The following is an 18482-nucleotide window of genomic DNA, read 5'->3' as shown; positions in this document are numbered from 1 at the left end:
CCACCCTCCTATTTTTCCCAGAAAAAATTACCACTTGACCCCTCTATCCTTTTCCTTTACTTAGGCATTCTGGCTTCACTTGACTTCAGCTTGCTAGCCTTGCCTTGATGCAAAATAAGCAACGGAAAAAGGCTACCACTTAAGCAAGTTGAAGCTCTCCATATCGATAGTGGCGCGGTTGCGGTAGATCCCCAACACGATGGCCAAGCCCACTGCGGCCTCGGCAGCCGCCACAGTGATGACAAACACCGAGAACACCTGGCCGCGAATCATCGCTGAATCGACAAAGTTGGAGAAAGCCATGAAGTTCAGGTTCACCGCATTGAGCATCAGCTCAATCGACATCAGCACGCGAATCGCATTGCGGCTGACGATCAGGCCGTAGATGCCAATACAAAAAAGAACCGCTGCCACCACCAAGAAAAACTGCAGTTGCAACATCGCGATGAGCTCCATGTAGATACACAATGACAGGGGCCTCGGGAAAGCTCTAGGTTTTATGGCCGAGAGCAGTCAGCTTTAGCGGGTGCTCACCAGCTCTGCTTGCCGTTCCGACTCCGATTCAAGCTGGGGTCGGGCCCGCTCCAGCAAGCTCAGATCCCCTTCTCCGGCTTGGGGAATGACAAACTCTCGACGCGCCAGCACAATAGCACCGATCAGAGCCATCAACAGCAGGATAGAGGCCAGCTCGAAAGGCAACAGATACTCCCTGAAGAAATGCCCACCCATCACCAAAACACTGCTCATGGGTTGGATTGGCTCTAACTGCCAGGGGGTATTCAGGGCCATCGCCGTCAGAAGGGCAAACAACCCCAAGCACACGACTGCCGTCACTCCGTTGCGCAGCCAGCCCAGCTTCAGGGGGGCAAAGGTGTAGCGCCGATTCACCAACATGATGGCAAACAGGATCAACACATTAACCGCGCCGACGTAGATCAGAACTTGGGCTGCGGCCACAAAATCGGCATTCAAGAGGAGATACAACCCGGCCATGCTCAGGAAAACGCCCCCGAGCAGAAAACCGGAATAGACAATGCTGGGGGCCCAAACCACGCCTAGCGCGAAGCCAATGGCCATCGCCGATAGCACCACAAACGTAACCAGTTGTACGCCTTCTCCGAGGGTCATGAGAGATCCGTCCTTAGCCAGTTTCTATTGCTGCTCCCTTACCACTGTACTGTCCTGGCGGATTTAAGAGAAGCCCGACTCCTTTTTCAGATCGATAGAGAAATCTCTAGAGTTGGGTCTCACCAACTGCCGCCCGCTCCGCCACCTCCGCTGCTGCCGCCACCGAAGTCTGAATCTCTGCTGCTATCGTTTGTGTGCCAATCGCTTGTGTCGCGATCGCTTGTGTGGCTGAGCTCGGGGATGACCACCTCTCGCTCAGTGCGGTAGGAGCACAAAGGGCAGCTAAAGATTTCCCGCTTCAAACCGCTCTGGGAATAGGTAGCCTCCACAAGGATCTCCGTGGAGAGATCCAAAGTGAGGGCTTGGCACCGAGGGCAGTAAAGGTGTCGGGAGAGCGTGCCTTCGCGCACAACCACAGCTATTCCTTGACAGGTAGGACAAAACCAGCCGTAGTAGCGAGCTCTGCCGCGGCTCCTGGCCAGGCGATGCTCTTGGGGAAGGTACTTATCCAGAAGCTGGGGCTGGATGAGTCGCATGGGTCGACCACAGGCTTGACAGACCACTGGCTGAAAAGGGATCCCACGCTTCCGGCCCAAGGTGCCGTCAGTGGCCATAGCAGCCACAACCGGCAGAGCGAACCCCAGCCAGTTGCCGCTGGACAATCCTAGGAACACGCCAAGGCAGAGGGATCCCGAATAGAGGAAGAGACGAATGGGGTCGCTCTGAACCGAAGAGAGCACAGCACCTGTTCTTGGATCTCTGCGTGTCAGGGAGAGGACTTGTCTTCCCCCTCGCTCAGCCCTTAGAGAGACGGGCATGCGAGAGCGCTGCCACCCCAGTCCCAAAATGATGATCCCCAGCAGCAGCAGGATCCCTTCCACCAGGGAAGAATCAATGCCCTGGGCCACTGCCCCAGAAGAAGTTGCAATCGTTGAGGTGGTAACTCCAGAAGCTGCCGCAGGAACATTTGCAACGGGCTGGCCCTGCAACACCGAGGTCAACTGCCGCACCCCCGCCAGAGTGCCGCCATCAAAATCCCCATTGCGAAACCGAGGCAGGATCTGCTGGTCGATAATCTGCTGGACTCGGCTGTCGGGGAGGATAGCGACCAGGCCCCTGCCCGTTTCGATTTCCACCCGCCGATCCCCTACCGAGATGAGAAACAAAACCCCGTTGTTTTGGCCTGCCTTGCCGATCCCCCAGTAGTTAAATAGCTGCGTGGTGAAGTCTTTTGGTGTTGCATATCCCTGAGTATTCGGCACGGTAACCACTGCCATCTCGGCACTGGTGCGCTGCTCAAGCTGAGTGATAAGACGGTTGAGCTCGTTTTCGGTGCTGCTGCTGAGGATGTTGGCGGTATCGGAAACCCACCCTCCATACTGACGGCGGGGGTTGGGCACTTGTTCAAGGGTAATGGCCCAAGCGGGCTGCGGCAGCAGGGATACAACTAGCAAAACTGCCGCCCAAACTTTCGGCATGGCTTACCTGGCTGAGCGCTGCCTAGGTTCTAGCACAGCTGTCTCGGCTAGACTGGCAGTCCTTTTCCCAGGGAGAGAGGGGAGTTGGGGAACGGTTGAGACAAGCCGCTTCTTGTTGCTAGTAATTGTTAACAGCAACCGGCCCTCAGTCCGGCCAAGGGAGCCAGGCTTCTTCTTGCCATTCCACTTCAAAGCACTCCCGGGCGGCCTGGAGAAAATGTTCGATCAAAGCAGGGATCCCTGGCGCCGTGGGGCAAATGTCGTAGATACCAATCACCTGCGAGCCGGGCAGATACCGTTCCCACAGCTCTAGATTGGGTTGCAATAGGAGGGATCCCTGTTGCAGGATCCCCCAAGGTTGCCACAGTTGGGCGTTGCCCATCAGCTTTTTGCCCTGCCAGCTCAAGTCAGCACGGGTACGGGAGGCAAAGCAACTGGTCTTGTTGCGGTAGCCGGGATCTTGGTGGCCTTGGCCGCGAGCAAAAGCAGGCCCATCTATGGCAATACCCAGCTCCGCCAACCCCTGCACCCAAAAGCGGCAGCAGAAGTCGTACACCCAGGCCCGCTGCAAACTGGGCAACCTGGCTTGCAAGTAAGAAAGGGGCAACACCAAGCTGTAGGTCAGCTCTGCTGCATCCTCAGCCGCCTGATGGAGCACCGCCCTTCCCCCCGTGGGTCGGCGCACAATCGGGATCCCTGGCAGGGGATCTGGCCAAACCTGGTGCCGCCCCAGCGAGAGGGTGAGCCGATCCCAGCCATAAAAGCGCAGGCAGGGGTGAGGGTCATGGCGCAGCCGCTGCAGAAGCCAGGCATCCTGCTCCATTTGCCGGGCCCCAGAGGCCACGCGGTAGGGGAGCCAGTATCCCTGGGATCCCATCCCGGCAAAGCCAGACCCTAAACTTTGGGAAACTCGGCCTGGAGGGGCTCATCGTATTCATCGGCCAAGCTGGCCACAATGGTGATGGCCCGGGAAATTTCGCCCGCTGTGATCCCTTCCAAGGTGCGGTAGTGGTTCAGCACCACCTGGTTGTTCCAGATGCAAAAGCGCGCCTCTAGGGTGTCGCTCCAATTCTTCTCCAGGAGCTTCTGCATCAGCTTGGCCGGTTCTGCCACCGGCAGAGAGAGAACGGGAGACCATACCAAAAGAGTGTCTTCTGGCGATTCGCCGCTCAGATGGACGAACACTTCTGCCGTGCCGTAGGTGAATTTCCAGGTGTGACCTTGCTCATGGTTTTCGTAGGCCGCATCCTCTTTGAGGCTGGAAACCACCGCCGAGACAACCTCAACGCAGCGAAGGGGCTCTGGAAAAACCTCTGGCGAAGGGTTAAAGGTGCTCATGAGCGGCTCACTGTAAACCATGATCTTTCCCCTATTCCCTATCCAACCACCTCAACTATACCGCTATACCGCCTAAGACTCCGACCTATCCGGTCATCGCTTTGGGATCCTCAACTCAGGCGAGAATGAAACCGTTGGCAATGGTTCACTAAGTGGCCGGACAGGTGAGGGCAAGCGATCCCCCCCGCCAACTGGAGAGAGAGCCTGTTCAAAAGTCTTTCGAAGAACCTGAGGGAAGCTCTATGGAATCTCCATCTCATCTCCCCCAGAAAGCCATTGGTATTCTTGGAGCCCTGCCCGAGGAAGTGGCCATGCTCACCGCAGCAATGGAAACCTGCTCCATCCATACCCATCTGGGGCGACAGTTCCACCAGGGATCCCTGTCGGGGCAACCGGTGGTGGTGGTACAAGGTGGGGTGGGCAAGGTGCGGGCGGCAACCACAGCGGCTTTGTTGGTGGCCCATTTCCCTTTGCAGGGGATCATTTTTACCGGTGTGGCCGGGGCCTTGGCCGATCACCTGCACATGGGAGATGTGGTGCTGGCCCATGCGGCGATCGAGCACGACTTTGGCACCGGACGACCCGAGGGCTTTGTCTTGGGGATCGACTTTATCCCAGAGCTGCGCCACCCACTGGCCGAGGCCGATAGCGCCCTCTACGACCTGATTGTGGCCCATCCCGAGCGGATCCCTCTCCACCCCCTACAAGGCCGGGATCCCGTCATTCATCAAGGCTTGGTGGCCACCGGCGATGTGTTTGTGGCCGACGCAGACCTACGCCGACAAATCCGAGAACGCACCGGCGCTTTGGTGGTGGAGATGGAGGGGGCAGCCGTGGTGCGAGTAGCGCAAGAAGCCGGGATCCCTTGTTTGCTGGTGCGCTCGGTTAGCGATGCAGGGGACGATACGGATTTCTTGAGCTTTTTTCAAACAGCAGCGCTCAACTCAGCAGCAGTTGTCCGCACCATCCTGCAAAACCTGCCCCCCTCCTTGCCTTAGCCCAAGTGCGCAGATCCCCTCCTCTAGCGCAAAAGACGCAAAAGAGGAGTTGGGCATGGTTGCGTTCGCGTCAGTTGTTCATCTCCCGCTCCAGCTTGGCCATCGAGATCTGGCTTTCCAGGCGGGAAATGCCTTCGCGAAGGGTTGCCACCTGTGCTTCAACTTCATCCAAAGATTTGCGAACCGCTTCTGCTGCGCTCATGTGCTGGTTGCGCCGAACCAAAGCCTCGCGGGCAAGGTCATCCTGGTTCTGTTGGCTGGCTTTCTCAGCCCTGACAAACCAATCTTCGGCCTTTTGCAAAATTTCGTCGTACCGCCGTTCCAGTTGCTTGCGACTGGCCAGGGTTGTGGTCAGGCTGCGCTGCAATTGTTTCAGATCCCGCTCCATCTGCCGGATGCTCACCCTCTGTCGGCTGGGCTTTCTCCACAGCACCTTGCTCAGACCCACCATCACCACCGCAGTAGCAATCCCCACACCCGCAGCCGCCGCCGGATTTTCACGAATCAAAGAACCATCCAAAACATTGACCCCCGCAAAGGCCGAGGTTTGCGTGGCCGTCTCCCGAAACTCCCAAGGCATCACCGGATTGCGTTGCTGCCAGAAGCCTAACCGCGCCGCTTGGGCCGCCTCTTGGGCTTCTAGGTAGCGTTGCCGATTGGCCCCGTGCAAAAAGCGCTCGTAAACCACCGCCTGACCCTGGCGCAACATCTCCAAATTCACCAAACCATCGGCGTTGTACACCTGGGCAATGTGAAGCCCTTCCGGTGTGACATAGAGGGTATCCACCTGCACCAGGGATCCCGTCGGGAGCAAGTTTTGCAGAGCCTCTTGGGATAGCCGCCCCCAGCGCCCTTGGGTCAGCTCCGGCGCATCCACATAGGCCAGACGGAAACGGGTTGGCCTGCCGTTCAAGTCCGCCCAAAAGGTGTCCCCATCTACCACCGACCGCACCCGGGCCGTCCCGGAAGATTGTGCTGCCGCTGGAAGAACAAGCCAACTGCCCGAAAGGACAGCCACAGTCATCAGAAGGGAAGTTCTTGAGGTCATGGGGGTCACTCCTATTGTGCAGAACAAGAACAAAAGTTAAGAAATAATAAGATAGGGAAGTTTCGGGAACCAACCGGAACCCCAGACCGTCTCCAGGACTTGCTACGGGGCTGGCCACTGTTTTCGCATTGCAATTTCTCATTGCAAAGTCAGCAGGGCCAGCTACTCTCCACGTGAGAGAGGCAAACTTTTCCAGCGGATTCCAGCGGAAAGCTGCGGCTCTTGAAGAGTCGGCCCGTTGGGTTGGCTTAATTTGGGTTAGAGTTTAGCTCACCTTTTGGGGCAACGTCACAGCCCTAAGGCGCAATCTTTGTCCCCCGGATCAAATCACAGGCGCAAGCGATAGGGTTCTTCGTCGGGGAAGTCGGGCAGAGGAGGGGGCAGGATCTCGATCTCCCCCGTAGGCAGCGTTTGCAGCACGGTACCCAACTGGACCAGTTGTTCCAAGACAAACAGGCGGGTATCCCGGTCGGTGGTGGAGTTATACACGCTCAGCCAAACATCGAATTGGACACGGCGGCTGAGAGGACTGCGGGCGATGTTATCTCCTAGTTGACGAAATTCATCTCCAGGCAGGCCCACCTGCTCTCGCCAGGCAGCAGCTTGGTAGTAGTCATTGCGGCCCGCTTCCGCGTCCCCCAGAAACATAAAGTTAAGTAGGGCGCGATCCACATAAAGTCGCCAGGCGTCAGGGTTGTTTTGGGGGTTGAACTGCTGCAGGCCGCGATCCAAAATCTCGACGGCTTTTTCCGGCTGGCCGGCCCGATAGGCCAACACCAAACTGGAGAGCCGGTAGCCCAAGAAGAAACGGGGATCCAGCCGCAGCATGTGATCGAAGTAGTCGTAGGCCAGGCCATAGCCAGTCTGGGTGCGAGCCGGTGCATCCCCGTAGTACTGGATCAGCTCCAGCCACAGCCAGGAAGCCCCCAAGTTACGGTAGCCCAGCCACCCCAGCGTATTGGCCAGGGCAATGTTGCGGTTTTTGCGGGCCTCGGCATTTTCCAATTCTCCCAGATTGATCCGCTCCAGCATCGGCAACTGCAGCCGCACCACCAGGATCCCACACAGAAACGCCCCCCCAACGGCGGCCAGAGTGCCTGCCAGGGAGAAGCGAGAGCGACGACGGGGCAAGGAAGCAGTAGCCATGGCAAGTTTTTTGCGGATCCCTGAGGCTGTCGCGAACAGGGCTACACTCAATCATAAGTTGAACCGTTGAGCCTTTCCCCTGCCCATGGCCAGCTCTGCCCTCTCCGCTTCGGAACGAGCCTTGAGCCTTTACGAGGCTCTGCCCTACCCCAATGTGCCCCTCTCGCAGACGGCTCGCAATGCCCTGCCGGAGATGTTCAAGATGAGCTATACCACGGCTCAGTACCTGCGCACCCATACCATCGTCCCGCCAGAGGGCAAGGTGTTGTTGAATGCCGGCTGTGGCTCCGGTTGGGAAACGTTGATGATGGCCGAGGCCAATCCAGGGGCCCAGATCGTTGCCTGTGATCTGTCTCCTGCTTCGGTCAAGCTTACCGAGGAACGCCTGCGCCACCACGGCTTCGCAGATGCCGAGTTTTATGTCCTCAATCTGCTGGAGCTGGAGCGTCTGGGGATCCAGTTTGATTTCATTAGCCTCAATGATGTTTTGTATTTGCTGGAGGATCCCACCGAGGGCCTGCGGGCCATGAAAAATGTCCTCAAGCCCGATGGCATCATCCGGGCCAATCTCCACAGCCGCCACCAACGGCAGGTGTTTTTCCGCTTGCAGGAAGCCTTTCAAAAAGTGGGCCAATTTGACGTTCCACCGGCTGTAGGGGCGCAAAATGTGCGGGAGTTTATGGGATCCCTTCGGGAAGAAGTGGCCCAGGCGGTGCTCTGGAACCCGGCCAACTATGCCGAAGATGCGGCCATTATGAATAATTACCTACTCTCCAACGACAAGGGGTTCACGATCCCCGACCTGTTTCGCATGTTGCAGCAGGCGGGGTTGAGCTTTTTGAGCTTGGTGGATAGGCCCGACTGGTCGGTGGAGTCTTTGTTTAAAGAGGTGCCTGAGTTTGTGCGGCAGCGGTTGGCAACCCTCAGCATCATGGAGCGGCTGCATCTGTATGAACTCCTTCGCCCTGTCCATCGCCTCATCGACTTTTGGGCGGAGCATGCCGGCTCTTCGCCGGTGCTGCCCTGGAGCGACGAAGATTGGCTGTCGGGATCCGTACAATTCAATCCCCTGTTGATGGACAACCTCCGCTTTCGCCAGGAGTACAGCAAAGCCCTGCAAGAGAAGCGGCCCTACGAAATGCAGTGGACAGGAGCCACCCACGGGCGGATCAGCATCCCTGCCGAGAACGTGAGCTGGTTGGCGCCACTGCTCCAAGGGCCAACGCCGGTTCGAGAGCTGATTCAACAGGCCGTCCAGTTGGGATCCCCAGATGAAGAACGAACAACCGCTGAGGTGCTGACCTTCCTAACCAACCTAGAAGACTTTCTTTTTTTGATGCTGCAATAGGCAGCTCCCCAAGTTCTGGCTGCCCATACCTGTCTGTTGTTTGTAACCTATGAGTCAGATGTCTGCCCGGTCGGGATCTTACTGGCGCGCAACCCTGACGCGGTGGTTCCCACAGCCTCTGGATCGCTGGGTTGCCCGGATTACCCTCTGCAACCTGGCCATCGGGGTGATCCTGGTGGTGTTGGGCAACCACACAGCTCCTTACGTGCGGGACTTTAACTGGCAACAGCAACGGGTGGGGGCGCAAGAAGTGCAGATGGTGCTCACCTTCAACCGCCCGATGGATCCCGTCAGTGTTGAAGAGCATTTGGAGATCCAGCCCCCTCTGCCAGGCCGAATGCGCAAGCTGGGTCGCCGCTTTTTTTGGACGCTGACAGAACCAGCCCCTTACGGCCAGACCTACCGGGTGCGCCTGCAGGCAGCCGTGGATGAACGGGGCCAGCCCATGGCCCAGCCCTTTGAGGGGGAATTCCGCACGCCGGATCGGCAGTTGCTGGGGATCAGCACCGAACCTGCCCAGCGAGGGCGAATGTTTCTGTTCAATTTGGAGACGGGAGCCGCTACCCTGCTGACTCCGGCTGGGCTCAAGGTAACCCAAATGCAGCCCAGTGCCGATGGCCGCTTCGTGTACTATTTCGCCACGGCCACCAACCTACAGCACCAGGATCTGTACCGGCTGGATCTGGAGGATCTGTCTTCGCTGTTGCTGCTGGATCATCAGGGTTACCAAAACCTGCGCTTCCAAGTCTCGCCGACGGGGGAACTGGTGGTGGCAGAGCGGATCCCGCTGCAACGGGATCCCATGGCTGCCGTCCAGACGGAGCTGTGGATCCAGAAAACGAGCCGGGATCCCTTTGAACGTCTAGAGCTGGATACGGCGGTGGGGGGAGATTTTTTCATTAGCCCCGATGAGAGCAGCCTGCTCATCTCGCAGGGACAGGGGGTGGGGATCGTACCCTTGCATCCACGGGCGGCAGCGGAGAGCTTTCTAGCCCAGTTCGGCCAAACCTTAGCCATCCGCCCTGATGGGGCTTTCGGGGCTTTGCTGCGCTTCAATCCCGACTACACCCGCAGCCTCTCCATCGTCAGCAATACCGGCAACAGCGAGGAGATTTTGAGAACCCAGGGATCCATCCTGAAAGGGGCTTTTTCCCCTCGGGCGCCCATCTTCTACGCCTTGGTCAGTGAGGTCTCTCACGTTAGCGGTGCGGAGCATTATTCTGTTGGCGAGGTCGCGATGGACTCCCCCAGCTACACCGAGTCGCCCCGCCTGCTGGCGATAACGCTCGGCACTGAAGCAGGCAACGCCATAGAGGTGGTTCGAGCCACCTATCCCGTCGATCTGGACTTCAGCATTTCCCCGGATGGACGCATGCTGGCCTACACGCTCTTGGAACCGTTCCCAGGGATCCCGGATCCCTCGGCTCCCCTTAGCCGTAGCGGGCAAGCCATCATGGCCTCGCAAGTGTGGTTGGTGGATTTGCAGGACGGGCTGCCCATTCCTGATGGACAAAGTGGTTCGCACCGCTGGCGGGAACGCCGCCTACTGCTGGGCAGCAGCACGCTGGCTTGGATCCCCTAGAGCGGGAAAGCCACTTGGAGAACAAACCTGCCTAGAATCAAGACAGGGTGTGCGAGGAGAGGTGATATGCGGCTCATTGACGAGCAGGGGCGGCTTTTGGGAAAGGTCAGCCTCTTGGATCTGGGAGCTCTGGCAATTGTGGTGGTGGCCATTGTCGCCGTCTTGTTCTTTCCGGGTCGGCAGGCGGGCAGTGTCGTCCAGGTGGGAGGTGGCCCCACGCTGCCGGTGGAAGTGGACATGATTGTGCGCGGGGTCAGCAGCCGCTCTATGGAACCTTTTCAGGCGGGGCAGAAGGCTGACCTGATCATCCGCAACCAGCCCTACGGCCAGGTGGAGGTGGTGCGAGTGGAAAATGTCAGCCGCACGGTGCCGGTGGTTTTCCCCGATGGGCGGGTGCAGAACTTGCCCGATCCCGAAGCCTATCGCCTCGATCTGGTGTTTACCTTGCGGGGGCGGGGCCAGCGCACCGAGAATGGCATCGTCCTGGGCAACAATCGCGTCAAAATCGGTGTTCCCCTAGAGCTAGAGACCTTTGGCTACAACTTGCGCGGCACCGTGATGGACGTGCGGCTGCTGCAATCGTAGAGCATGACTCTAGTCAATAATAAGCTCAACTATACTGAAAATAATGTATAACATGTTCAGTACGGATTACTACCAGTTGATCTTTCTGTTTACTTTCGAGTCTGCCAACATGGTAGCCAAAGCAAAGCAGAAAATTGGTAGTAAGACGACACGGAAACTGCGCTTTGGGTATTCTACTCAAAGCTTTGCGGGATACCGCCATTCTGTTTGGAAACAAACAGAATGCTATCGCTGCATAGTTGAACAGTGATGTTCAGCAGTGTTCAGCGTAAATGTATCAGGATGTCAACCCCAATGCAGCTACAGGAGATTGCCCAAAAATTGGGGTGTGCCTACGAGGGGGATCCCACCCTGGAAATTCACAGCGTGGCCAGCCTGGCGGAGGCTCGCCCAGGGGAGCTGAGCTTTCTCAGCGAGGCCCGCTACCTACCTCTCTTGGAGCAAACCCAGGCCAGCGCCGTCATCGTGGAGGAAGGGCTGGCTTTGCCCTGTTCCATTGCCTGCTTGCGGGGCAGGGATCCCCGTCTGCTCTTTGCCCAGGCCATTGAGCTGTTCTACCAACCCTACCGCCTGCCCGTTGGCATCCACCCCACCGCTGTGATCGATCCCAGCGTCGAGCTGGGGGAGGGGGTGGCCATCGGGCCGCACGCAGTGGTGATGGAGGGAGTGAAAATTGGCGACCACACCCAAATTCATCCCAATGTCACGATTTATCCCCAGGTGCGGATTGGATCCCGGTGTCAGCTTTTCGCCAACTGCGTTATTCACGAGCGCACGGAGATTGGGGATGATTGCCTCATCCACAGCGGCGCTGTCATTGGCGACGACGGCTTTGGCCACATTCCTCTGGCAGATGGCTCCTGGCGGCGCATGCTCCAAGCGGGACGGGTGGTGCTAGAGGATAACGTAGATGTGGGCAGCAACACCACCATCGATCGGGCTGCTGTTGGGGAAACCCGCATTGGCCGGGGCACCAAGATCGACAATCTGGTGCAAATTGGCCACGGCGTGCGCACCGGATCCCACTGCCTGATCATCGCTCAGGTGGGCATTGCCGGCAGTACCCAATTGGGCCACCATGTCATTTTGGCCGGGCAATGTGGCTTGGCCGGGCATCTTCACATCGGCGATGGCGTGCGTGTAGCCGCCCAGACAGGTGTAACCAGCGATATCCCTGCTGGTCAAACGGTGGCCGGCTACCCCCACCAACCCATTGCCGAATGGCGCAAGAGCATGGCCGTCCAGCGGCACTTGCCTGAGCTGCAACGTACCTTGCGCAAGCTGGAAGCTCGTGTGGCCAAGCTGGAACAGAACAGCACGGATAGAGCCCCCAACGCAAAAATGCTCGAAGTAGGCGTGGATCCTGAAACTACATGCTCTAGCTAGAACCTCCTTTGTCAACTTCCCCAGTGGCCTTAGCTGCTGACTGGGAGAACTTTTTACCGAAGAGGTTCTCGTGAAACGTCATGAAGGATATACCTTCTACTCAAGTAGCAAAGAGTACCTAGATGTGTGTGAACTATGTTTCCCTTGTACAAAACATGGGTAGGGCATAGGATCTGGTCTATTAATCGTCTATCTTCTTCAGAGTGAAACTCTAGGTATATTATCTTAATGTCGACTAGAATTTCGAACAAATCCTTTAATATTTGGGTCTCACTACCTTCAGTATCTATCTTGAGAATATCGATGTTGTAAGCGCCAACACTCTTTAGAAATGAGCCTAGGAATGAGCTTGCCTTTACAAGCTGTACAACTCTTGGAAAGTCAGCATATTGGTTCTTGTGTATCGAACTATAACAGGCCGTTACAAGACTACTGTAGAAAGTCTTGGTGATATCATCACTGTACAGCCCAAAAGGGTATACAGTGCAGCCGCCTATAACTAGGCTGTTTAGCTTCAGCAAGTGAAGAGCTACAGGGTCAGGCTCGAAGCAAAGAATAGTAGCATTTGGATAAAGCATTCGAAAGTAGGCGCTTGCGATGCCTATGTTTGCTCCTACATCAACAATTATTGATACGCCATCGACGAAGTTTAAAAAAGGATATGACTGCTTACTAAAGATTTCGTCAATCGTGAATAGCGCTGCGCCTTCTTCCTCCTTATAAAAATTGAGACGTGGTGTCCAAGAAGATCCATCCGCTCTAGTCGCGCCCAAGGAAAATCTTTCAACGCTCGCTAACTTTGTTGCGTTCGAGAACACCAATTGATTTTGTTCATCAAGGACAAAAACAAATTTTGAGTAGGGCAGGAGTCGAGAAGTAAGATGGCTGTTGGATCTGGCAATCAGAACATCCCAAGTCGCAGTACCTAAGTGGCTGGACTCTTCCTCCCAGACATGTACTCTGGAAACGACCCTCTCGTCCTTGGGAAGCTCAGACACTGGGAACCCGGCCTCAACATAGACTTCTAGTCTCGGCAGATCCAGGAGATCTGCCACAACTGCTACTGGGCAGTCTTTGCTAACCAGTACCTTAAGTTGCTCCTCTACACGGTGTAACTCCTGAACAGGTTCGTAGATAGCAAGGCGTGTATTGACAAGATCTCTGTAGGCAGTGCTAATGAAAAATCTGGGATCGGACTTAGCTGCGTAAAAGTTGGGTAGCTCTCCCTTGAAAACCCAATTCATCAGATCGGCTATCCGATGCTTGGGATGCCAGTCCACAAGAAACTTTTCATAAGCTCTTTTAGCTATCTCTAGAGCCAGCCCTGGATTTTCTAGGTAAAACTTGATTTTCTCAACTAGCTCCAGCTCAGAACTATAGACGTCGCAGTATAAGCCGGGGCTCAGATACTCATCAAAGCCGGATGCAAAGGAGAGCTTGTCTGTCAGCAAAAAGCCACCCGCAGAAATCACTTCCAGGTTCCTAAAGTTCAGATCCCCATTCAGGCTGCAGTTAAACGAAATCAGCGATTCGGCAAATAGGCGGGCTGCCTCTTGACGGTTGGCAGTTTTGGCAAGAATGGGCAAGTGTGCCCTCTTTATGGCTTCGACCAGACGGGAACGTCTGGGATGCTCGGATTCCTGATGGCCAATAAAGACAACTTGGCTTTCTCTTGCTTCTACCCACTTGTGGACAACCGTATGCATGGAGATGAGAGGTAGCCAGGCCAGGTTTTCCGCACCCGCCGCGGCAAACCAGTGCAGGTGCTGGCGGTTGTGAGCAGTAACAACATAATCAAAGGCTTCAACGGCCCAGTAGGCCAAAAGATGTTCGATGGGGAAGTGGCGATGATGCGTGGTTCCGGCTAGTAAGACGGTTGGACAGCCAAATTTTTTCGTGTTGAAGGGGTTGCTGTATTCGCAGCTGGCAGCTCGTACAATCACCAAGTCAAACTCTTTATCCACAATCTGCTCAGACTGCTGGACAAAGTCATAGAGGTCATAATCTCCTTCCGGACACTCCACCAAGCCTTCACGACGGTTGACATAGCCTAGTCCATAGCCCCTCACTTTTTCTTTGGGACAGACAGTTACTTGCCGATCTGAAAACTGCGGCGGTGGGACGTAGTCTGGCGGAATTGGCCAGCTCAGGAGAACTCGCGGTTGCAGAGTTTCTTTGTTGGAATTTTCCATAGCTCGTCCTTCTAATCAGTGCTGCTGACAAAGTGTAGCTTCTGCCCAGGCTACAAAGAGGGCTAGTTTTGCACTATCCTGCCCTACGTGCATCCATAATGACAAAGTCAGGAGTCAAGTGCTGATTATTGCTGATTATACCTACACACCTACCAAGTTAGACGGTGCATTCGCGGAAAGCTGGCAGCGCAAGTGCCAAATGGACTCACTCATCTGCGTTACCCAAGCCTGGTCGCAGCAGCGCCCCAGCTGCTTTGCTGGCAACAATGAGATGGGGGAAGGTTTCCAGACATTGAGGCCGCGTGGGTTTGCTGGGCCACTGCTTCTGGGGAATTGGTGCCCACCGAGGCCGAACTGGAGCGGCAAAGGGCTGAGCAAGAGCGACAGCGAGCAGAGCGCCTGGCCCAGAAGCTGCGGGAGCTGGGGGTGGATCCCGATACCTTGTAAGGGTAAAGAGAGGAGAACTGGCAATGACTAACCCGAACCCAATTACTGAGGTGCTGGATCCGGTTTATCTACCCGAGTTGCCCCCCACCCAAGACGAGCTCCCCTACGACGACAGCGAACCTATGGAAAGCTGGCGGCACAGGTGCCAGATGGACTTGCTCATCTCCACTACCCAAACCTGGTTGCAGCAGCGCCCTGATGGCTTTGTCGGTGGCAATATGTTTCTCTACTACAGCTTGGAGCAGACCAGCGGCCGCAATTTCAAAGGGCCGGATTATTTTGTGGTGTTGGGCGTGCCTAAAGGCGAGCGCAAAAGCTGGGTGATTTGGGAGCAGGGCAAAGGGCCGGACGTGGTGATTGAGCTTCTTTCTCCCAGCACTGCCCAGGAGGATAAAACAAGCAAAAAGCAACTTTATGAGCAGATTATCCGGGTGCCGGAGTACTTTTGGTTTGACCCGTTTGAGCCAGAGGACTGGGCAGGGTTTCGGCTGAGGGGCGGCCGCTATGAGCCAATTCAAGAGGATGCCGAGGGTTGCTTGCCGAGCGAGGTTTTGGGATTGTGCCTAGTGAAGTGGGAGGGCAGGTTTCGGGACATCGAGGCCACCTGGATTCGCTGGGCCACTGCTGCTGGGGAACTGGTACCCACCGAGGCCGAACTGGAGCGGCAAAGGGCTGAGCAGGCCGAACAACGGGCAGGGCGCCTGGCCCGGAAGCTACGAGAGCTAGGGGTAGATCCAGACGCCCTGTAGACAGCCAAGTAACTCAAGACAACAGATGGATCCCTAGGAGGCCAACAGCAACACAGGTAGCTTTTGAATAGCAGGCCGTAATCCCTTGGGAAAGCGCTCCCGCTTCAAGGGATAGCGATAGTTGAGTTGGGGAATAAGTCTGATACATTTACGCTGAACACTGCTGAACATCACTGTTCAACTATGCAGCGACAGCATTCTGTTTGTTTCCAAACAGAATGGCGGTATCCCGCAAAGCTTTGAGTAGAATACCCAAAGCGCAGTTTCCGTGTCGTCTTACTACCAATTTTCTGCTTTGCTTTGGCTACCATGTTGGCAGACTCGAAAGTAAACAGAAAGATCAACTGGTAGTAATCCGTACTGAACATATTATACATTATTTTCAGCATAGTTGAGCTTATTATTGACTAGAGTCATGCTCTCCCATTGATAGGGGTTCAAGCCAGCTACCACTGAACAGAACGGCTCTCTACTGAGCTCTAACCCCTCTTCCATGAGCCTGAGAGCTATGTTGCCTGCAGCTATCTCCAGAGTTTGATTGGCCAGTTGCGGATCCGGATCCCCTAGGAAGATCAGAGCATAGTCTTCTGGCTGAGGACTGCGCAGAATTGGCTCCAGCAAGCTCTCCAATTCTTGGATAAGCTGCTCTGTCTCCATTTGCCAGTAGGGGAAAAGGCCCACGTTGATCTTGCTCAGGCGGATCCCTTGTGGTTTGGAGGTTTCTGTTATGCTATCTCTAACTCTAATCACTACCAGGTTTTCTGAAGGACTTAACCACGCGGGACTAGGCCATTCTTGCAGCTCTAAGCTATCGATCTTCCAACCATAGGGCTCAGCTACACTGTGCAGTCGAAAGAAAACTCCAACTTCCTGCTCAAAGTCATGGACAGCCTTTGCGCATCCTTGCCAGTGTTGATAGTCATCGACCTGGATAAACCCTCTGGGATGAACTTGATGATAGAGATGACGCAAAATATCCATCGTTGACTGATACCAGTCAGCATCTGCATGCAGCAGAGCAACCTCGCTCACTTGCTCTCGATAGGTAGGCAAGGTGTCGGCAAACAGCCCCGGCACGGGGACAATGAGATCCCAGACCCCTAGTTCCCTGGCAATCACCTCTAAGTTCTCCGAAATGGGTGCCGCTAAAGCACCGGATCCAAAACCCGTATCGTTGGCAGCAACTCCTCGATAATCTCGATCCACCTCTGTTGGATCAGGCATACCTGAGAAGGTATCGAAAGCATATAGCTTGCGAGGTCGACGGCTGTAGTTCTTAATCACCCAGGCCAGCAAAGCTGAGCTTCCACCCCTGCAAACACCACATTCTACAAAGTTCCCAGGAATGTCTTCTTCACAAACCTGCTTAGCCAGTGAATAAAGGCTCCAAAGACGCTCAAAGCTCAGCAAGGTAAAAGATTTAACTTTCTCTAGCACCCTAGACAACTCAAGGTTACAGACCGGATAGTCCTTGAGGTGCTCTGGCAGAGTCCAATTGACAGCAGGGTCTGGAATGTGCTCAACAGGCTTAACATTGCCTCGCCAAGCCACTCCCATAATTTGCATGGTCTGGTAAATCATCGTGTTCCAGCCCCTGTCTCTCAAGTAATTCAAACCTTCAGCCACATCCGGCGAGGCTAGATCATGAAACAGAATCAAGGCATCCTCAGCAGCATAGCGCTCTGCCACTTGAGCATCCTGCAAGGGGGCTGGTGAGTCATGATTCCCATCGATGAAAATCAGAGACCAGCGACAATCCTCTTGCTGGGCAATCTCCTCCACCTTCCCTGGGCTGTAGCCAGGGTAGAGGCTGACGTTGGAGCGGACTCCAGCTGAGCGGAGAGACTGATCAACGCTTGCATAGACTTGAGGATCAGCCAGAGCAGGGTCCACCACATCAAGGGCAACTCCTCCTGCTGCCAAGTGAGCGGTTGACCAGCCCAACCAACAGCCGATCTCCAGAGCAGATTTTCCTCGAAACTTTAGCGCAGTATTGTACAGAATGTGTGCCTCGTCCCGACTAACAAAGCCGATGGTAGGTTGACGTAGATCCGTATGCCAAAGGTGAGGAACTTCTTTCCGTAGATAAGGCCAGGGGTGAGAGCTTGGCTCGGCCGCAATCATTGAAGGAAAGCTATGGTCAAGATGTATTCTAATCTGGTTAGGCGATACGTAGTCGTACCTCTTGACCGGAGTGGAGATGATGCCTGCATACCGCAAGCTAGCTTCAATCTTAAAACCTTCAGTTGTAAGCGCAATATGAGTTGGTCTCACCTTAACGTCGGCTACAAGATGTATGATTCCTACTGGATTGTGAGGTGGAAAAGGATCCACCCAAATCTTCCTTTGCAAATCCCATTGGGGCATCTCCCAATGGGCTAGCCAGTTGCAATTTAATGGCAAAAGTTCAACTCTATCCAGACCTATATCTCTATAAATAGCCACGTTTAGAGCAAACTGGTCTGTCAACAAATCAAGGCGCTTAGAAATAGCTTGACCTAATCTTTTGCCCCATATTGACCAATGAATAGACTGTCTGGCACCAGAAAACACACCGGCATTCAGCAAAGGCTCTATCTCTAAACCAGCAAAATCCGTGTAGTGAAAGTAGCGACTATATTGCAAAGTTATCCAAGCGTGTCTCACGGATTTGGTGCTGTGTTTAGCAAATAACCCCGGGACTATTGCAAAGCCCTTTCTTTTTGCTCCCAAAGCAAGAAGATAAATTGCAGACCAATCTTGCACCCAAGCATCTGCATCAATCCAAATATAAACTTCATAGCCTGGAAAGTATTCAGGAAGGAAAGGCCTAGAAACTAGTGCCTTGAGATACTTGGGTTGTCTATCAATGTCGGGAATATCATAGTTCCAACCTGGCTCAACGATGTGGTCAACGTACTGACCTATCCATTGCAACTGCTCCGGTGTACAGCCTACATCCAAGAATCCAATATCTACAGAGTGCCCCTGAGGTTTCTCTCGGATGGAGAGAATAGTCCCCTGAACCAATTCAAAAAACTTGCTGTCAGCAGCCGTAACGATAATGGTTGAGTTCAT

At 55.0% G+C, this 18482-nt stretch carries 15 protein-coding genes; 6 read left to right on the top strand and 9 right to left on the bottom strand.

Going from position 1 to position 18482, the window contains the following annotated elements; all coding sequences use genetic code 11:
* Positions 1-132 precede the first annotated feature (132 nt).
* From nuoK to ACVWXW_RS03020, 5 genes are all read right to left on the bottom strand, one after another.
* Positions 133-438, bottom strand: a complete 306-nt coding sequence (nuoK, locus tag ACVWXW_RS03040) for an NADH-quinone oxidoreductase subunit NuoK (RefSeq protein WP_041437244.1) — start codon at positions 436-438, stop codon at positions 133-135.
* Positions 439-519: 81 nt separating this feature from the next.
* Positions 520-1128 (bottom strand): NADH-quinone oxidoreductase subunit J, encoded by a 609-nt coding sequence (locus tag ACVWXW_RS03035; RefSeq protein ID WP_414342577.1) that lies wholly within the window; start codon positions 1126-1128, stop codon positions 520-522.
* Between the two features lie 119 nt (positions 1129-1247).
* Entirely contained in the window at positions 1248-2606 is a 1359-nt protein-coding gene (locus ACVWXW_RS03030; protein ID WP_457402711.1) for a TPM domain-containing protein, read from the bottom strand.
* 145 nt (positions 2607-2751) lie between these two features.
* A complete protein-coding gene (locus ACVWXW_RS03025; RefSeq protein WP_457402709.1) occupies positions 2752-3483 on the bottom strand; it encodes a lipoyl protein ligase domain-containing protein in 732 nt (243 codons plus the stop codon).
* Between the two features lie 17 nt (positions 3484-3500).
* Entirely contained in the window at positions 3501-3965 is a 465-nt protein-coding gene (locus ACVWXW_RS03020; RefSeq protein ID WP_414328810.1) for a YbjN domain-containing protein, read from the bottom strand.
* 221 nt (positions 3966-4186) lie between these two features.
* On the opposite strand from ACVWXW_RS03020, the gene ACVWXW_RS03015 reads away from it, so the two are divergent.
* The gene (locus ACVWXW_RS03015; protein WP_457402708.1) at positions 4187-4942 is read left to right on the top strand and encodes a 5'-methylthioadenosine/adenosylhomocysteine nucleosidase; all 756 of its coding nucleotides are present in this window, start codon (positions 4187-4189) and stop codon (positions 4940-4942) included.
* Positions 4943-5012: 70 nt separating this feature from the next.
* Here the strand turns inward: ACVWXW_RS03015 and ACVWXW_RS03010 are convergent, their stop codons facing one another.
* Both ACVWXW_RS03010 and ACVWXW_RS03005 read right to left on the bottom strand, forming a co-directional pair.
* Positions 5013-5990 carry a PspA/IM30 family protein gene (locus ACVWXW_RS03010; protein WP_011432908.1) on the bottom strand — a complete coding sequence of 326 codons (978 nt, stop codon included), beginning with the start codon at positions 5988-5990 and terminating at the stop codon, positions 5013-5015.
* 327 nt (positions 5991-6317) lie between these two features.
* Positions 6318-7136 carry a hypothetical protein gene (locus ACVWXW_RS03005; RefSeq protein WP_457402706.1) on the bottom strand — a complete coding sequence of 273 codons (819 nt, stop codon included), beginning with the start codon at positions 7134-7136 and terminating at the stop codon, positions 6318-6320.
* 85 nt (positions 7137-7221) lie between these two features.
* On the opposite strand from ACVWXW_RS03005, the gene ACVWXW_RS03000 reads away from it, so the two are divergent.
* The 4 genes from ACVWXW_RS03000 (at position 7222) to lpxD (ending at position 12037) form a co-directional block, all read left to right on the top strand.
* On the top strand, positions 7222-8484 hold the full coding sequence (locus ACVWXW_RS03000; RefSeq protein ID WP_457402704.1) for a class I SAM-dependent methyltransferase: 1263 nt from the start codon (positions 7222-7224) through the stop codon (positions 8482-8484).
* Positions 8485-8542: 58 nt separating this feature from the next.
* Positions 8543-10066 (top strand): hypothetical protein, encoded by a 1524-nt coding sequence (locus tag ACVWXW_RS02995; protein WP_457402703.1) that lies wholly within the window; start codon positions 8543-8545, stop codon positions 10064-10066.
* Positions 10067-10132: 66 nt separating this feature from the next.
* Positions 10133-10651 carry a DUF4330 domain-containing protein gene (locus ACVWXW_RS02990; RefSeq protein WP_414421748.1) on the top strand — a complete coding sequence of 173 codons (519 nt, stop codon included), beginning with the start codon at positions 10133-10135 and terminating at the stop codon, positions 10649-10651.
* A 294-nt stretch (positions 10652-10945) separates the two neighbouring features.
* Positions 10946-12037, top strand: coding sequence for a UDP-3-O-(3-hydroxymyristoyl)glucosamine N-acyltransferase (gene lpxD / locus ACVWXW_RS02985; protein WP_457402744.1), 1092 nt, complete (start codon positions 10946-10948; stop codon positions 12035-12037).
* A 53-nt stretch (positions 12038-12090) separates the two neighbouring features.
* Here lpxD and ACVWXW_RS02980 read toward each other — a convergent pair whose 3' ends face one another.
* A complete protein-coding gene (locus ACVWXW_RS02980; protein WP_457402701.1) occupies positions 12091-14229 on the bottom strand; it encodes an FkbM family methyltransferase in 2139 nt (712 codons plus the stop codon).
* Positions 14230-14699: 470 nt separating this feature from the next.
* Here ACVWXW_RS02980 and ACVWXW_RS02975 point away from each other — a divergent pair, with 470 nt between their 5' ends.
* Positions 14700-15425 carry a Uma2 family endonuclease gene (locus tag ACVWXW_RS02975; RefSeq protein ID WP_457402699.1) on the top strand — a complete coding sequence of 242 codons (726 nt, stop codon included), beginning with the start codon at positions 14700-14702 and terminating at the stop codon, positions 15423-15425.
* Between the two features lie 369 nt (positions 15426-15794).
* Here ACVWXW_RS02975 and ACVWXW_RS02970 read toward each other — a convergent pair whose 3' ends face one another.
* On the bottom strand, positions 15795-18482 hold the full coding sequence (locus tag ACVWXW_RS02970) for a TylF/MycF/NovP-related O-methyltransferase (protein WP_457402697.1): 2688 nt from the start codon (positions 18480-18482) through the stop codon (positions 15795-15797).

It is taken from the genome of Thermostichus sp. MS-CIW-30, from assembly GCF_054058015.1.
Note: the sequence above shows the minus strand (reverse complement) of the source record. Positions and strands in the feature narration are given on the sequence as shown.

Excerpts from the sequence above, each read along its gene's own strand:
- ACVWXW_RS03035 (WP_414342577.1), bottom strand. The coding sequence starts at position 1,128 with ATGACCCTCGGAGAAGGCGTACAACTGGTTACGTTTGTGGTGCTATCG.
- ACVWXW_RS03030 (WP_457402711.1), bottom strand. The coding sequence starts at position 2,606 with ATGCCGAAAGTTTGGGCGGCAGTTTTGCTAGTTGTATCCCTGCTGCCG.
- ACVWXW_RS03025 (WP_457402709.1), bottom strand. The coding sequence starts at position 3,483 with ATGGGATCCCAGGGATACTGGCTCCCCTACCGCGTGGCCTCTGGGGCC.
- ACVWXW_RS03020 (WP_414328810.1), bottom strand. The coding sequence starts at position 3,965 with ATGGTTTACAGTGAGCCGCTCATGAGCACCTTTAACCCTTCGCCAGAG.
- ACVWXW_RS03015 (WP_457402708.1), top strand. The coding sequence starts at position 4,187 with ATGGAATCTCCATCTCATCTCCCCCAGAAAGCCATTGGTATTCTTGGA.
- ACVWXW_RS03010 (WP_011432908.1), bottom strand. The coding sequence starts at position 5,990 with ATGACCTCAAGAACTTCCCTTCTGATGACTGTGGCTGTCCTTTCGGGC.
- ACVWXW_RS03005 (WP_457402706.1), bottom strand. The coding sequence starts at position 7,136 with ATGGCTACTGCTTCCTTGCCCCGTCGTCGCTCTCGCTTCTCCCTGGCA.
- ACVWXW_RS03000 (WP_457402704.1), top strand. The coding sequence starts at position 7,222 with ATGGCCAGCTCTGCCCTCTCCGCTTCGGAACGAGCCTTGAGCCTTTAC.
- ACVWXW_RS02995 (WP_457402703.1), top strand. The coding sequence starts at position 8,543 with ATGTCTGCCCGGTCGGGATCTTACTGGCGCGCAACCCTGACGCGGTGG.
- ACVWXW_RS02990 (WP_414421748.1), top strand. The coding sequence starts at position 10,133 with ATGCGGCTCATTGACGAGCAGGGGCGGCTTTTGGGAAAGGTCAGCCTC.
- lpxD (WP_457402744.1), top strand. The coding sequence starts at position 10,946 with ATGCAGCTACAGGAGATTGCCCAAAAATTGGGGTGTGCCTACGAGGGG.
- ACVWXW_RS02980 (WP_457402701.1), bottom strand. The coding sequence starts at position 14,229 with ATGGAAAATTCCAACAAAGAAACTCTGCAACCGCGAGTTCTCCTGAGC.
- ACVWXW_RS02975 (WP_457402699.1), top strand. The coding sequence starts at position 14,700 with ATGACTAACCCGAACCCAATTACTGAGGTGCTGGATCCGGTTTATCTA.
- ACVWXW_RS02970 (WP_457402697.1), bottom strand. The coding sequence starts at position 18,482 with ATGAACTCAACCATTATCGTTACGGCTGCTGACAGCAAGTTTTTTGAA.